Origin of the sequence: Segniliparus sp. (assembly GCF_051660745.1) — a bacterium.
Taxonomy (GTDB): Bacteria; Actinomycetota; Actinomycetes; order Mycobacteriales; family Mycobacteriaceae; genus Segniliparus.
Window position 1 is genome coordinate 74,517 of sequence record NZ_JBOFQF010000004.1, and the last position, 13,970, is coordinate 88,486.

Sequence of the window (13,970 nt, forward strand, 5' to 3'; positions counted from 1 at the left end):
TCATGCGGGCGGCTGGTCGCCGGTCTCGCCGTCAGTCTCGGCGCATCGCCCAGAGCGTCGGCCCCGTGCGCGTCGGACGGATCTCTGCGACCACCCGGAACCCGAAGCGTTCGTAGAGCGGGTTGTTCAGGATGTTCGAGCTCTCCAAGTATGCCGGGCCCTTGATTCGGTCGAGCCGGTGCCGCAACAGCTCCGAGCCGACTCCCCGGCCAGAGACTGCCGCGCCGATGGAGGCGAGGTACCAGTGCGGCTCTTTCGGTCGCACGTTGTGGACCGCTCGCGCCAAACTCACTCCTCGGAACAGGCGTGTCCGCACTGCGTTCGTGAGGACGGGCAGCGCTCGGAGCACCTGTGAGGCGGGCGGCTCGAATCCCGGCGGGTCCCAGAACGCGGCTCCGACTGCGACCCCGTTCTCGTAGAGCAGGTCGGAGCCCTCGGCCGCTCCATGCAGCGCCAAGTCCATGCCGCGGAACGCGGTCGCGTCGCGCCGGGGGTCGGAGATCGCCCAGCGCGTCACCGGGTCGTTCGCGAACGCGGTCGCGAGGACGCGGTACGCCTCGCTCCGATTTTCCTTGCCGATCGGCGCGATGAGCCGCGCAGGGGATTGCGGATGTGACATGCGCAATAGTCTAGTGATACATGGCGGTGTGCGGCAGCTGGACGTTCTAATCGGGGTTGGCGAGGCGGCGCTGTCCGGTCGGGCTGGTCAGGCTGGTCCAGCGGACGGCGCCTGAGGCAACCCCCTCACATCGTCCGTATGTTCTATTGCACTCGAAAATACCAGGCAGAACAAGGAAAATAAGAAAAACCGCCTCGCTAGTTCCAGTCGGGATTCGCGAGCACCTTGGCCACGCTCGCGCCTGCGGCAGGCCCCTCGTACGCGGTGATGACTTCCTCGATCCCACCGGTTTTGCGGATATTGCCGTGGTCCACCCAGATCGCGTGGTCGCAGAACTGGGCGAGGAACTCGTTGGAGTGGCTGGAGAAGACGAGGATCCCCGAGCGGCGGACCAGGGCCTGCAGGCGCTCGCGGGCCTTCTTCATGAAGTCCGCGTCCACCGCGCCGATGCCCTCGTCCAAGAGCAGGATCTCCGGGTCGATGCTGGTCACCACGCCCAAGGCGAGGCGGATCCGCATGCCGTTCGAGTAGGTCCGCAGCGGCATGTTGAGGTAGTCGCCGAGCTCGGAGAACTCGGCGATCTCGTCCATCTTGCGGAGCATCGACTTGCGGTTCTGGCCGAGGAACAGCCCCCGGATGATGATGTTCTCGTAGCCCGAGGTCTCGGGGTCCATCCCGACGCCGAGGTCGAAGACCGGGGCCACCCGGCCCCGCACCACGGCGGTGCCCCTGGTTGGCTCGTAGATCCCCGCGAGCAGCCGCAGCAGCGTCGATTTCCCGGCGCCGTTGTGCCCGACGAGGCCGATGCGGTCGCCCTCCTTGAGCGAGAGCGTGACGTTGCGCAGCGCCTCGACGATGGGGAATTTGCTCGACCCCGCGATTGAGCCGCCCGCCTTGCTGAGCACGGCCTTTTTCAGGGAGCGGGTTTTGGCGTCGAAGATGGGGATCTCGACCCAAGCCTGGTGGAGATCAACGCTTACGGTCATGCCATTCCTTCTTTCAGGATCAGTCCTTGCATCACACCCAGTAGGCGACGCGGGAACGGTACTGCCGCATCACGACGAGCATGAACCCGAAGCCGAGAACGGTGATCGCGAGCACGATCCACCAGTGGTACGCCGCCTGCGGGGCGCCGAGCATCGGGGCGCGCAGGATGTCCACGAAGTGGTAGAGCGGGTTGATCTCCACGAGCCGGGCCCGCTTTGCGGTGTCGCCGCCCTGCTTGACCAGTCCGTCCGTCGTCCAGACGATCGGGGTCAGGTAGAAGAGCAGCTGGGTGACGTTCGCGACCATCGGCACCACGTCCCGGAACCGGGTCGCGATGATCCCCGCGACCATGGCCACCCAGACGGCGTTGGCCAGCAGCAGGGCGAGCGCGGGGAAGGCGAGGAGCATCGACCACGACCAGTGCTTCGGCGGGAAGATGGCCATGAGGACGACGTAGATGGCGAAGTTGTGCGCCATGAGCAGGGCTTGCCGCCAGATGAGCCGGTAGACGTGCACGCTGATCGGCGCGGGCAGCTGCTTGATGATGCCCTCGTTCGCGATGAAGACCTCCGAGCCTTCCTCGATCGAGTTCTGGATGAGGTTCCAGATGATGAGGCCGACTGTGACGTGCGGCAGGAAGGTGCGCAGATCGACGCCGAGCAGCATGGAGTACAACAGCGCCAGGCAGATGGCGATGGTCCCGGTGGAGATCGTGATCCAGAACGGGCCGAGCACCGAGCGCCGGTAGCGCTGCTTGATGTCTTGCCAGCCGAGCTGCAGCCACAGCTCGTGGTCGGCGAAACCGCGCCGCAGGTCGCCCCACGCGCGGCGGAAAGAGCGGGAGGAGGCCCTGGCGGAGACGAATCCCTGGGCTACGGGCGTGAGTGTGGTCATCGTCTCGCTCTCTGTGTCGCTTGCAAGCGTCAAAGATACTGCCCGGAGCCCGCCGCGCCGGTGTGCCCCGGCGGCAGGGCCTCGTGTCGCGATTGCTCGAATTGCGCGCGGGCGGCGAGCTGCTGCGCGATGAGCGTGGTCTGGATGCCGTGGAAAAGGCCTTCGAGCCAGCCGACGAGCTGGGCCTGCGCGATGCGCAGCTCGTCCTCGGTCGGGGTCTCGCCTTCGGAGAACGGGAGGGTGATGCGTTCGAGCTCCTCGCGCATCGCGGGCGAGAGGCCGTCCTGCAGCTCCTGGATGGAGCGGGTGTGGATCTCGCGGAGCCTGCTGCGGGCCGCCTCGTTGAGCGGAGCGGACTTCACCTCTTCGAGCAGCTGTTTGACCATGGAGCCGATCCGCATCACCTTGGCGGGCTGTTCGACCAGTTCGTCTGCCTCTTCCCCGGCCTGCGGCTGGGTCAGGACGACGATCCGTTGTGGGTAGTTCTCCTCGCTCATGGCTCCATTGTCCCATGCCCGGGACTAGGACAGGGCGAGGACTCGGGCCGGGTTTTCCAGGACGGCCCCGACCGAGGCGAGGAGTTTCGCGGCCGATTCCCCGTCGGCCACCCGGTGGTCGACGGAGAGGCTGAGCGGGCAGACCTGGCGGACGGCCAGCTCGCCGCGCGCCGCCCAGGGGCGGGGCGAGATTGCGCCGACGCAGAGGATCGCGGCCTCGCCGGGATTGATGATCGCCGTCCCGCCGTCAACGCCGAACACCCCGACGTTGGTGATGGTGATGGTGCCGCCGGTGAACAGGCTCGGGGCGGCGCGGCCCTCGCGAGCCCGCGTCACGGCGTCGTCCAGCGCGGCGGCCAGCTCGGCGAGGTTGAGCCGCTCGGCGTGTTTGACGTTCGGGACCACCAGGCCTCGGGGGGTGGCCGTCGCGAAGCCGAGGTTGACCGCGTTGCGGGTGACGATGGTGTTGTCGCTCTCGTCCCAGCTGGCCCCCAGCGCCGGCTGCTCGCGCAGCGCCAGCACGAGCGCGCGGGCCACGAGCGCGAGCGGGGTGAGTTTTCGGTCCGCGTACTCCGGCATGGACCGCAGGTCCTCGACCAGCTCGACGGTCGCGGTGGCGTCGACGGAGAGGAAGACTGTGGCGTGCGGGGCGGTGAACGCGCTGCGCGTCATGGCCTCGGCCGTTCGGCGGCGCAGGCCGGTGACCGGCGTCCTCGTCTCGGTGTCCGCGTCGGGGCGCTGCCGCGCTCGGCCTCGGTACGAGATCGGGGCGGTCCGCTCGCCCCTGCGGCTGGCCGGGGCCGCGCCGACCCCGTAGCCCACCAGCACGGGGACGCGCTCTTCGGGATGTGCCTGCGCAGGACCCGCCAGCGCGGGACTCGTCGGCGCGTGCCCGTTGTGCCCGGTCTTCGCCGCCGGGGGCGGGGCTGTGGCGTCCCCCGAGGCCTCCTCGATGGCGATGATCGGCGAGCCGACGGGCACGACGGCCCCCTCCTCGGCGAGCAAGGCGGTCACGAAGCCCGAGTACGGCGACGGCAGCTCCACGAGCGCTTTGGCGGTCTCCACCTCCGCGACGACCTGATTGAGCGCGACCTGTTCGCCGACGTGGACCCGCCACGACACGATCTCCGCGTCGGCGAGCCCCTCGCCGAGGTCCGGCAAGAGGAATGTGCTCATCTGGCTCCCTTTCTCTCCACGGCGCGACGGTCAGTGGCCGAGCGCTTGGTCGACGGCGTCGAGGACGCGGTCGACGTCGGGCAGGTGGTGGCGTTCGAGGCGGCACGGGGGATAGGGCACGAAGAAGCCGCCGACGCGCAGCGCCGGGGCGCGCATCACGTCGAAGCAGCGCTCGGTGGTCCGCGCGGCGACTTCCGCGCCGAGTCCGAGGAAGACCGGGGCCTCGTGGACGACGACGAGCCTGCCGGTCTTGCGCACAGAGCGCTCGACAGCCGGGAAATCGATCGGCGACAGCGAGCGAAGGTCGACCACTTCGAGCGAGACTCCCTCCTCGCGCGCCGTCCTGGCGGCGGCGACAGCCGTGGAGACGGTGGGGCCGTACGCGACGAGGGTGGCGTCGGAGCCGTCCACGACCACCCTGGCGGCATGCAGCGGCGGGGCGGCGGCGAGGGGCGCGCCCATGTCCACAGGGCCTTTCTCCCAATACAGGCGTTTGGGCTCGAAGAAGACCACCGGGTCGGGGGAGAGGATCGCCTGCTGGACCATGGTGTACGCGTCGGCGGCGTTGCTGGGGGTGACCACGCGCAGGCCGGGGGTGTGCGCGAAATAGGCCTCGGGCGACTCTGAGTGGTGCTCCACCGCGCCGATGCCGCCGCCGTACGGGATGCGGATGGTCAGCGGGACGTCCACGGTCCCTTTGGTCCGGTAGCGGATCTTGGCGGCCTGGGACACGATCTGGTCGAAAGCCGGGTACACGAACCCGTCGAACTGGATCTCACATACCGGGCGGAACCCGCGCAGCGCGAGCCCTATCGCCGTGCCGACGATGCCCGACTCCGCAAGCGGGGTGTCGATGACCCGGTTCTCGCCGAACTCGCGCCACAGCCCGTCGGTCACGCGGAAGACGCCGCCGAGCTTGCCGACGTCCTCGCCCATCAGGATCACCTTGGGGTCGTCGGACATCGCTTTGCGCAGGCCCTCGTTGAGCGCCTTGGCGAGCGGCTTCGGCTCGTCCTGGGAGACGGCCTGGCGCTTGGGGTCCGAGGGGCGCCGCTGCGGCCCGATCACTGCGGTCATGCTCCCGCCTCCTCCCACTGCGCCAGGTAGGCGCGGTATTTGTCGCGCTCCTCCGCGATCAGCGGATGCTCGTCGGCGTAGACGTTGTCGAAGAGGGAGAGCGGCTGCGGGTCGGGCATGCCCACGCAGCCCGCGCGGAACTCGGCGGCGATCTGGTCGATCTCGGCCGTGATCGCGGCCTGCGCCCGGTCGTCCAGGGCTCCCGCCCGCTCCAACGTCCGGCGGACGCGGTCGATCGGGTCGCGCAGGCGCCACGACTCCAGCTCCTCGGGGTCGCGGTAGCGGGTCGGGTCGTCGGAGGTGGTGTGCGGGCCCATCCGGTAGGTGAGCGCCTCGACGAACACGGGGCCGTTCCCTTCGCGCGCGTGCGCGAGCGCCTTGCGGGTGACCGCGAGGACCGCCAACACGTCGTTGCCGTCGACCCGGAGGCTCGGGACGCCGAACCCGCTGGCGCGCCGCCACAGCGGGACGCGGCTCTGCCTCGAGGTCGGCTCGCTGATCGCCCATTGGTTGTTCTGGCAGAAGAACACCACCGGGGCGGCGAATTCCGAGGCGAACTCCAGCGCCTCGGAGATATCGCCCTGGCTCGTCGCGCCGTCGCCGAAATACACGATGGCGACGTCGTCGCCGCCGTCGAGCCGGACGCCCATGGCGTACCCCGCCGCGTGCAGGCCCTGCGAGCCGACGACGATCGCGGGGGCGAACACCTTGCAGTCCATCGGGTTCCACGACGTGTGCGCCGCGCCCCGCCAGGCGGCGACCAGGTCGCGCACGCGGACTCCCCGGCAGTATGCGACAGCGTGCTCTCGGTAGCTGAGGAAGACCCGGTCGTCCTTGCCGAGCGCCCGCGCCGAGCCGACTTGGGCGGCCTCCTGGCCGAGGAGCGGCGGCCAGAGCGCGAACTGGCCCTGGCGCTGCAGCGCGACCGCTTCGACGTCGATCCGGCGCACGGCCGAAAGATCTCGGTACAGGCCGAGCATGGCCTCGAAGCCGACATCGGCGACCAGCGGGGAGAACTCGGGGTGGTGCACCCGGCGCCCGTCCGGTTTGACGAGCTGGACAAGGGGATCCTGAGCGGTCATACCCGCCACTGTACTATGAGATAGATCACAAGGCGGGGTGCTGCGGGGAGCGGGCTCAGAACGTGAGCAAGGCTTTACCGAAGACGCTTCCCTCGGCCAGCGCCCGATGCGCCCCGGCAACGTCGGCGACCGGGAACTGGGCCCCGATAACCGGCTTGACCTTGCCTGCGGCGATGAGCGGCCACACGTGCTCGCGCACGTCCCGGATGATCTCGGCTTTGCCGACCGGCCCGTCGACGGGCCGGTTGCGCAGCGTCGAGCCGATCACGCTCGCGCGCTTGGCGAGCAGGGCGAGGAGGTTGATCTCGGCTTTGCCCCCGCCCATGCTCCCGATGACGACGATCTTCCCGTCCGTCGCGAGGACGTCGATGTCGCGGCCAAGGTACGGGCCGCCGATATGGTCGAGGACGAACGTCGCGCCGTTGGGCCAGCGCTCGCGCAGGACTTCGGCGAAGTCTTCCGACTTGTAGTCGATGACGATCCGCGCGCCGAGCTCCTTGCACCGGTCGGCCTTCTCCCGGCTCGCGGTCGCCGCGACCTCGGCGCCGAACGCCGCGGCGACTTGGATCGCGTGGGTGCCGATGCCGCTGGCTCCGCCGTGGACCAGCACGCGGTCGCCCGCCGCCAGGCCGCCGACTATGCCGAGGTTGAGCCAGACGGTGGCCGCCGTCTCGGGCAGCCCGGCGGCTTCGACAAGGGCCACGCCCGGCGGGACGGGCAGGACGCACGCTTGGTGCGCGACGGCGTATTGGGCGTAGCCGCCGCCCGGAAGGAGCGCGCACACCTCGTCGCCCTCGGAGAAGCTCGTCACCTCGTCGCCGACGGCGACGATTCGTCCCGAGACCTCAAGGCCGAGGATGTCGCTCGCGCCGGGCGGGGGAGGGTAGAAGCCTTGCCGTTGCAGCAAGTCCGCCCGGTTCACCCCGGCGGCCACGACCTCGACGAGCACCTCCTGCGGTCCCGGCTCGGGCCGCGCCACGTCGGCGAGGACCATCGCCTCGGGCCCGCCGAACGAGGGAAGGGCAATCGCTTTCATGACCCGAGCTTAGCCAAGGGGGCTTCCCGGGGAATCCTGCGTGGACGCATCGCAAGGCGCAACGAGCCGACGTGTACGGAGGCGGTGCGGGTGCACGAGGCGAGGGCAACGCCGCGAGGCGCCGCGCGGACCCCGGGAAGGGTCAGGAAAGGAGTTTGTGGAGCACTTTGCCGAGTAGCTCTTTCGGGTACGTGTCGGGGCTCGGCAGGGCTTGGACCGTCAGGCCCTCGTTGACCGCCAGCAGCACGACCGCGAGCTCTTCCTCGGTGAGCTCCACGGCGGCCTTCTTGCCTTTGGCCTGTTTTTCGAGGCTCTCCCGGACCGGCCCGAAGGCCTCCTTGATGCGGCCCGCGAACTGCGCGCGCGCGGCGAGGAAGGGCTGGCGGAGGTCTTCCTCGCGGACAACGCGGGCCCAGTACTCGAGCCACACCAGCTCCCAGTGGCGCTCTTTGAAGACGTTCGCGGTGAAGAACCGGCTGATCTCGTCGAGGTCGGCGGACCCGCTCGCCGCGAAGTTGGTCTCGGCGACGCGCCGCTCCAACTGGTCCTCGATCATGGCGAAGTACAGCTCGTCCTTGCTGGAGAAGTTGCTGTAGACGGCGCCCTTGGTGAGGCCCGCGGCCGCCGCGACGATGTCGAGCGAGGCCGCCGTGTAGCCGAGCTCGCCGAACACGATCAACGCGGCGTCGAGCAGGCGCTTGCGGACCTCCGCGCGCGTTGGGCGGCGCTGGCGTTTGGGGATGGGAATCCGGCTCGCCGGGTTCTTTTTCGTGGCGGCGGGCTTGCGCGGGGCCTTCACGCGGGGAGCGGCGGCGCCTGTCGAAGATTGGACGGAACCGCTGGGCGTTGAAGACGGATCAGCAATCGGGCTCATCGTTTGTACGGTAGCACCTTTGGATCGCTTTTGCAGCAAGGCCTGCGGAAGTAAGGGCGGGCTTAGGGCCAATTTTTGATCAACCGGACCTGAAAGCTGAATATTCCCTGAGAGGACGGTGAGAAATGCCACGGAAAACCGGGCCGTCGAATTGCCCGATAGGTCATAGGATGATTCGAGGAGCATACGAGGACCCGTGCTAGAGCCAGGCCTCACCCGTGCTCCGAAGCGGGCTTAGAACCCTTCTCGTCCGACCGCCTCGTCAGGCGGTCCTCGCCCCTCAAAAGGTGTGTTGTGAGCGTTTCTCGTACTCGTCGTCTGTTCAAACTGGCATGGTTGCCCGCCCTCTGCCTCGTGGTCGTCTCCGTGGCGGCCCTCATCATGGTCAGGGCGCATGGGATCTTCGGGTCGAAGGACGAGACCGGGACCTTGGACAAGAAATTCGCCATCGTGGAGTTCAATCCGAAGAAGATCACCTACGAGGTTTTCGGAGATTTCCGGCAATGGGGCCGGATCGACTACTGGGATAAAGACACGAAGTCTGTGGACGTGCAGATCACGTCGCTGCCGTGGACGCACACCGAGACCATCGTCGTGCCCGTCGGCACCGGCGACATCACGGCGCAGACCGACGGCGGCTTCATCGGCTGCCGGATCTCGGTCAACGGCGAGGTCCGCGACGAGCACACCACGAGCGGGGAGCACGCGGGCGTCTTCTGCCAGGTGTTGTCCGCATGAGCAACACGGCCCCGCATGAACAGCAGAAACGATCCTTGTTCGGCAAAGTGATCCGGAAGGGCTCGATCCTCGTCGTGCTCCTCTGGGTCGCGTTCGCGGTCGTGGTGAACGTCATCGCGCCGCAGCTCGAGCCGGTCACCCACGACAACCAGGGACCGCTCGTGCCGTTGGACGCCCCGTCCACCAAAGCGCTCGTGCATATCGGCCAGGTGTTCAAAGAGTCGGACTCCAACACGCTGGGGATGATCCTCATCGAGGGCGACCACAAGCTGAACCAGCAAGACCACGAGTTCTACAACCGCTTGGTCACGGAGCTGAAAAAGGACAAAAAGCACGTCCAGTACGTCATGGACATGTGGAACCGGGGCTTCACCGCGCCAGGGGTGCAGAGCTCCGACGCCAAGGCCTCCTTCACCTTGGTGCGCGCGGCGGGCGATATGGGGTCGACGCTCTCCGACGAGTCGACGATGGCCATTCGCACGACGGTGGAGAAGCTCAAGCCCCCGCCGGGCACGCGCGTCTACGTCGGCGGCGCGGCGGCGCTCTCCTCCGACATGCTCAAGGTCGGCGACGAGAGCATGAACAAGATGATGTTCACGACGATCATCATCATCACGATCATGCTGCTGATCGTCTACCGGTCGATCGCCACGCTGCTCTTGGTGCTCGCCACGGTCATCTTGGAGCTGATCGCGGGCCGGGGGATCGTGTCCTCCCTCGCCTTCTACCACTACATCGGCATCTCGACCTTCGCGTCGAATATCCTGGTCTCGCTCATCCTCGGCGCGGGCACGGACTACGCGATCTTCCTCGTCGGCCGCTACCACGAGGCGCGCCACATGGGCGAAGACCGGGAGACCGCGTACTACTCGGCGTTCAGCGGCACGACCCACGTCGTCCTCGGCTCCGGCTGCGCGGTCGCGGGCGCGACGTTCTGCCTGCACTTCACCCGGCTCAATTACTTCAGCACCATGGGCATCCCCTGCGCGCTGGCGATGCTGACCGCGGTGGCGGCGGCGCTCACGCTCGGCCCCGCGCTGCTCTCGCTCGGCAGCCACATCGGGCTCTTCGACCCGAAGGGGAAGCACAGCCAGGGGGTCTGGCGCAAGGTGGGCGTCTGCGTCGTCCGCTGGCCGGGCCGCATCCTGGTCGCGGCGATCCCGGTGGTGCTGATCGGGTCGCTCACGTTGCCGACCTACCGCCCGCTCTACGACGACCGCTACACCGTCCCCGCCGGGACGCCCGCGCGCCAGGCGCTCGACGCGGCCGACCGCCACTACCCGGTCAGCAAGCTGAACTCCGACATGTTCATGGTCGAATCGGACCACGACATGCGCAACGCGACGGACCTGATCGCGTTGGACCGGGTCGCCAAGTCGATCTTCCACACCCCCGGAGTCGGCATGGTCCAGTCGATCACGAGGCCGTTGGGGCGGCCGATGGAGCACACGTCGTTCACCTACACCATGGGCTCGATGGGGACCAAGATCAACGAGATGGTCCCGTTCCTCGACGACCTCACCGGGCGCTTCACCGAGATGTCGGACATCACCAAGCGCATGACCGCGCTGCTCGGCGAGCAGAAGGCGCTGACCCAGCAGCAGGCGGGATCGGCCCACATCACCCTCAAAGTCGCCGAAGACATGAAGGAGATCACGAACACGATGCGGGACGACGTCGGGTACGTCGACGACTACTTCCGCCCGTTCCGCAACTTCTTCTACTGGGAGACGTACTGCTACGAGATCCCCTGGTGCTGGGCGGGCCGGTCGATGTTCGACCTGATGGACCAAGTCGACAAAATGGCCGACGAGATGAACGACAGCGTCAAAGCCGCCGTCATCCAAGACACCGTCACGCCGCAGCTCGTCGACGTCACCGGCAGGACGATGGCGCAGCTGGAGCAGATGAACAAAGTCCTGCTCACCGAGCAGAGCACGATGTGGCCGATGCTGACCCAGATGAAGACGCTCGGGAAGCAGATGCAGGACCTCGGGCGCGCGTTCGACGAGTCGCAGAACGACGAGTTCTTCTACATGCCGCCCGAGTCGTTCGACAGCCCGGACTTCCAGGTGGGCCTCTACTACCTCATGTCGCCCGACGGCAAGGCGGCCCGCGTCATCGTCTTCCACGACGGCGAGGCGCTGACCCCGGAAGGCATCCAGCACGACAAGTCGCTGATGGCGGCCGCGAGGGAATCGATCAAGGGGACGACCCTGGCGGGCGCGCGGATCTACATCGGCGGCTCGGCCGCGACGTACTGGGACATCAGCGAAGGGCTCAAATACGACCTGCTCCTCGCGGCCACCGCCGCCTTCGCGCTGATCTTCCTGATCATGCTGCTCATCACCAGGAGCGTGGTCGCCGCGTTCGTCATCGTCGGAACGGTCGCGTTCTCCTTCTCCGGGGCGTTCGGGCTGTCCGTGCTGGTGTGGCAGCATTTCGTCGGGCTGCCGCTGAGCTGGCTGGTCCTGCCGATCACCTTCATCATCTTGGTGGCGGTGGGATCGGACTACAACCTGCTGCTCATCTCGCGATGTATGGAGGAGAACCACGCCGGGCTGAACACCGGCCTCATCCGAGCGGTGGCGAGCTCGGGCAAGGTCGTGACCACGGCGGGCCTGGTGTTCGCCGCGACAATGGCGGCGATGCTGTCGAGCGATTTGAAGAATATCGGCCAGATGGGCTCGACTGTCGCGCTCGGCCTCCTCTTGGACACCTTGGTCGTGCGCGCACTGGTCGTGCCGTGCATTGTGCGCCTGCTCGGGCCGGTGTTCTGGTGGCCGAGGGTCGTGCGCCAGCGCCCGGCGGCGCCGAGCCGCGCGGACCGGCTGCTCGGCAGGAGCTGAGCGGAAGGCGCCGGGAGCGGACGTGGAGGCCCGGGCGCGCAGGGCCGAGGAGCGAGGCTCGTGGCGTCCAGGCAAACACAGGTGAACCCCCGGAGGGCTGTTCCGGCTACACTAGGACGGCTCCGGACTCTGCGGAGCCGTCCGAGGAAGTATGGCAGAGCGGCCGAATGCGCCCGCCTTGAAAGCGGGTGAGGGTAAAAACCTCCGGGGGTTCAAATCCCTCTACTTCCGCCCTAGGCCTCTACTTCCGCAAGAACTGCGCAAGCGCCGCGTTCGTCACTGCGCGTTGCGCAAACCCTGCACGATCTTCGAGAACATGATGGGGATCTGCTGCGATATCTGCGCGTTCTGGCTCTCGTCGCAGGAGGAGAGGTCGCACACGCCCTCGGACAGCACCAAAAGGCCTCGCACGCGCGCGGCGAAGAAGTACCGGTACGCGCGGGGGCCGTTCGGGCCGAGCTCGGTGAACTTCGCCCCGAAGAACGGGTCGGAGAAGCCTGCAGGCTCCGGCAGCGGGGACATTTTGAAATGGATCGGCGGCTGGCCGTCTTTGAGCTGCTGGACGAAGTCGAACTCCTGGCATCGCCCGAGCCACGATTTCGACTGCTCAAGAGCGTCGACGCCGTTGTTCTCCTTCGTGATCTGCGCGGCGGCGATGGTCTTGCCCTGTGCGTTCTTGGCCTGCGTTGTGACGATCCTGGTGATGTCGGGGATGTCGTCGCGGTTCTTGCGGATCTCCAGGTGGGTCCAGCAGCCGGGCGGATTCGTCGCCTCGGGGGGGAGCGGTTTCGCCCGGTCCTCGCTGTTGGCCTCGCCTGCCCGGTCGATGAACGGCAGGACTTGGGTGCCTTGCGGGAAGTCTGCGGCCGTCGGCATGAGCGGCAGCAGCTGCTCGGCGCTCTTGTCGAGAAGGTTCGGGCGGCTCGCCCCGGTCGAGGGCTGGGCGGAGCTGCCCGTGGAGGCGGCTCCCGGCCCCATCGCGGTGTTCTGCGGGGGCTGGGGCGCGGTCTCCCCGCGAGATTTGCCGAGCAGCAGCACGACTGCGGCCACGACGAGCACCAATGCGAGGACGCTGCCCGCGCCGACCCAGAGCAGGGTCGTGTTCCGGGGTTTGCGGGCCTCTTGGGGGTATCCATACGGCGCGGGGCGCTGCGGCGGGTACTGGGCGTGCTGGGACGGCGGCGCGGGGTACTGCGGCGGGTATTGGGGCGGGTACGGCGGCCGGTGGGGCGACTGCCCTGGTCGCTGCGGGTATTGCTGCCCGGGCCAGTTGGGTTCGTGGGGGCTGCTCATGGAATACTCTCCCCTCGGGATGCTTGCCGAGCGCGGGACTCGGATTGCTGATCACGCATAGATTAGTGCCACGCCGGATCGGCGCGGGCCTCGGGATTGCGATGGGGGCACGGATTCGCCGATCACAGCGTGTTTCGGCTATCCTCACAGGATTCCTCCAGGATGGGAAGGTAGGGTCTTCTCGATCGAAGGCAGCGGCTTTGGCCGTTCTGGACACATGAGTGAAAACTCAGACGAAAGAAATGGAGTTCGCTATGCATGGAACGAAGGCCTCTCGCGGGCTTGTGGTGGCCGCGGCGCTGATGTTCAGCGCGCTCGGCTCGTCTTTGGCGATGGCCGACCCGGAGCCCGCCCCGCCCGCGCCGACTGCGGAGGCCCCGACGTCTGAGGCGCCTGCCCCGACCGCCGAGGCCCCGACCACGGTCGCGCCGACCACGGTCGCTCCCATCCCGGCGAGCTCCAGCAGCGGCTCGGCCTGCACCGTGATCCGCAGCAACAAGACCCAGATCGACGACACCACGTGGCCGCTCAAGGTCGCCACGAAGTCCGACGGCTGGGAATGGACCGACGGCGACGTCCGCGAGGCCCGCAGCCGGGTCGACAGCGGGCTTCCCCCGCTGCTGGCGAACCTGCAGCAGGGCCTTGGCGGCGGCGAAGCCTCCGACGCGCTGCGCGACGCGATCGCGGCGGGCAAGGACTTGATCTCCACCATCGACCACAACGGCGACGGCGGCGACACCTCCGGCGCGCTCGGCGCGTTCGACAAGGCGCTGGACGACAGCCTTCGCGCCTGCATCGACCAGTAGTCTCTGAACAGAAAAGTGCGGCGGCCCCCACTGGGGGCCGCC

The 13,970-nt window shown here is 67.9% G+C and carries 13 protein-coding genes and 1 tRNA gene; 4 read left to right on the top strand and 10 right to left on the bottom strand.

Annotated features, from left to right (window positions below; all coding sequences use genetic code 11):
- Positions 1-31: 31 nt before the first annotated feature.
- The 9 genes from ACRC20_RS02305 to ACRC20_RS02345 all read right to left on the bottom strand — a co-directional run bounded on the left by ACRC20_RS02305 (position 32) and on the right by ACRC20_RS02345 (position 8,242).
- Positions 32-619, bottom strand: a complete 588-nt coding sequence (locus ACRC20_RS02305) for a GNAT family N-acetyltransferase (RefSeq protein ID WP_438684719.1) — start codon at positions 617-619, stop codon at positions 32-34.
- Between the two features lie 197 nt (positions 620-816).
- Positions 817-1,605: a galactan export ABC transporter ATP-binding subunit Wzt/RfbE gene (wzt, locus tag ACRC20_RS02310; protein ID WP_438684720.1), complete on the bottom strand. Its 789-nt coding sequence runs from the start codon at positions 1,603-1,605 to the stop codon at positions 817-819.
- A gap of 31 nt (positions 1,606-1,636) precedes the next feature.
- Positions 1,637-2,500: a galactan export ABC transporter permease subunit Wzm/RfbD gene (gene wzm / locus ACRC20_RS02315; RefSeq protein WP_438684721.1), complete on the bottom strand. Its 864-nt coding sequence runs from the start codon at positions 2,498-2,500 to the stop codon at positions 1,637-1,639.
- A 29-nt stretch (positions 2,501-2,529) separates the two neighbouring features.
- On the bottom strand, positions 2,530-2,997 hold the full coding sequence (locus ACRC20_RS02320; RefSeq protein ID WP_438684722.1) for a bacterial proteasome activator family protein: 468 nt from the start codon (positions 2,995-2,997) through the stop codon (positions 2,530-2,532).
- Between the two features lie 24 nt (positions 2,998-3,021).
- Complete coding sequence (locus tag ACRC20_RS02325) at positions 3,022-4,173, bottom strand: dihydrolipoamide acetyltransferase family protein (RefSeq protein WP_438684723.1); 1,152 nt, start codon at positions 4,171-4,173, stop codon at positions 3,022-3,024.
- 30 nt (positions 4,174-4,203) lie between these two features.
- A complete protein-coding gene (locus ACRC20_RS02330; RefSeq protein ID WP_438684735.1) occupies positions 4,204-5,136 on the bottom strand; it encodes an alpha-ketoacid dehydrogenase subunit beta in 933 nt (310 codons plus the stop codon).
- Between the two features lie 110 nt (positions 5,137-5,246).
- On the bottom strand, positions 5,247-6,332 hold the full coding sequence (gene pdhA, locus ACRC20_RS02335) for a pyruvate dehydrogenase (acetyl-transferring) E1 component subunit alpha (protein WP_438684724.1): 1,086 nt from the start codon (positions 6,330-6,332) through the stop codon (positions 5,247-5,249).
- A 55-nt stretch (positions 6,333-6,387) separates the two neighbouring features.
- A complete protein-coding gene (locus tag ACRC20_RS02340; protein WP_438684725.1) occupies positions 6,388-7,368 on the bottom strand; it encodes an NAD(P)H-quinone oxidoreductase in 981 nt (326 codons plus the stop codon).
- Positions 7,369-7,510: 142 nt separating this feature from the next.
- The gene (locus ACRC20_RS02345) at positions 7,511-8,242 is read right to left on the bottom strand and encodes a TetR family transcriptional regulator (protein WP_438684726.1); all 732 of its coding nucleotides are present in this window, start codon (positions 8,240-8,242) and stop codon (positions 7,511-7,513) included.
- A gap of 294 nt (positions 8,243-8,536) precedes the next feature.
- On the opposite strand from ACRC20_RS02345, the gene ACRC20_RS02350 reads away from it, so the two are divergent.
- The 3 genes from ACRC20_RS02350 (at position 8,537) to ACRC20_RS02360 (ending at position 12,060) form a co-directional block, all read left to right on the top strand.
- On the top strand, positions 8,537-8,980 hold the full coding sequence (locus ACRC20_RS02350; protein ID WP_438684727.1) for an MmpS family transport accessory protein: 444 nt from the start codon (positions 8,537-8,539) through the stop codon (positions 8,978-8,980).
- Positions 8,977-11,829, top strand: a complete 2,853-nt coding sequence (locus tag ACRC20_RS02355) for an RND family transporter (RefSeq protein ID WP_438684728.1) — start codon at positions 8,977-8,979, stop codon at positions 11,827-11,829. The genes ACRC20_RS02350 and ACRC20_RS02355 overlap by 4 nt, the downstream gene beginning before the upstream one ends.
- A 145-nt stretch (positions 11,830-11,974) precedes the next feature.
- A tRNA-Ser gene (locus ACRC20_RS02360) sits at positions 11,975-12,060 on the top strand.
- 45 nt (positions 12,061-12,105) lie between these two features.
- Here ACRC20_RS02360 and ACRC20_RS02365 read toward each other — a convergent pair.
- Positions 12,106-13,122: a hypothetical protein gene (locus ACRC20_RS02365; protein ID WP_438684729.1), complete on the bottom strand. Its 1,017-nt coding sequence runs from the start codon at positions 13,120-13,122 to the stop codon at positions 12,106-12,108.
- Positions 13,123-13,376: 254 nt separating this feature from the next.
- Between ACRC20_RS02365 and ACRC20_RS02370 the strand changes: the two genes are divergently transcribed.
- Complete coding sequence (locus ACRC20_RS02370; protein WP_438684730.1) at positions 13,377-13,928, top strand: hypothetical protein; 552 nt, start codon at positions 13,377-13,379, stop codon at positions 13,926-13,928.
- Positions 13,929-13,970: the final 42 nt, after the last annotated feature.

Bases quoted from the DNA above. Each gene is read 5' to 3' on its own strand.
- ACRC20_RS02305 (WP_438684719.1), bottom strand. From the start codon at position 619: ATGTCACATCCGCAATCCCCTGCGCGGCTCATCGCGCCGATCGGCAAG.
- wzt (WP_438684720.1), bottom strand. From the start codon at position 1,605: ATGACCGTAAGCGTTGATCTCCACCAGGCTTGGGTCGAGATCCCCATC.
- wzm (WP_438684721.1), bottom strand. From the start codon at position 2,500: ATGACCACACTCACGCCCGTAGCCCAGGGATTCGTCTCCGCCAGGGCC.
- ACRC20_RS02320 (WP_438684722.1), bottom strand. From the start codon at position 2,997: ATGAGCGAGGAGAACTACCCACAACGGATCGTCGTCCTGACCCAGCCG.
- ACRC20_RS02325 (WP_438684723.1), bottom strand. From the start codon at position 4,173: ATGAGCACATTCCTCTTGCCGGACCTCGGCGAGGGGCTCGCCGACGCG.
- ACRC20_RS02330 (WP_438684735.1), bottom strand. From the start codon at position 5,136: ATGTCCGACGACCCCAAGGTGATCCTGATGGGCGAGGACGTCGGCAAG.
- pdhA (WP_438684724.1), bottom strand. From the start codon at position 6,332: ATGACCGCTCAGGATCCCCTTGTCCAGCTCGTCAAACCGGACGGGCGC.
- ACRC20_RS02340 (WP_438684725.1), bottom strand. From the start codon at position 7,368: ATGAAAGCGATTGCCCTTCCCTCGTTCGGCGGGCCCGAGGCGATGGTC.
- ACRC20_RS02345 (WP_438684726.1), bottom strand. From the start codon at position 8,242: ATGAGCCCGATTGCTGATCCGTCTTCAACGCCCAGCGGTTCCGTCCAA.
- ACRC20_RS02355 (WP_438684728.1), top strand. From the start codon at position 8,977: ATGAGCAACACGGCCCCGCATGAACAGCAGAAACGATCCTTGTTCGGC.
- ACRC20_RS02365 (WP_438684729.1), bottom strand. From the start codon at position 13,122: ATGAGCAGCCCCCACGAACCCAACTGGCCCGGGCAGCAATACCCGCAG.
- ACRC20_RS02370 (WP_438684730.1), top strand. From the start codon at position 13,377: ATGCATGGAACGAAGGCCTCTCGCGGGCTTGTGGTGGCCGCGGCGCTG.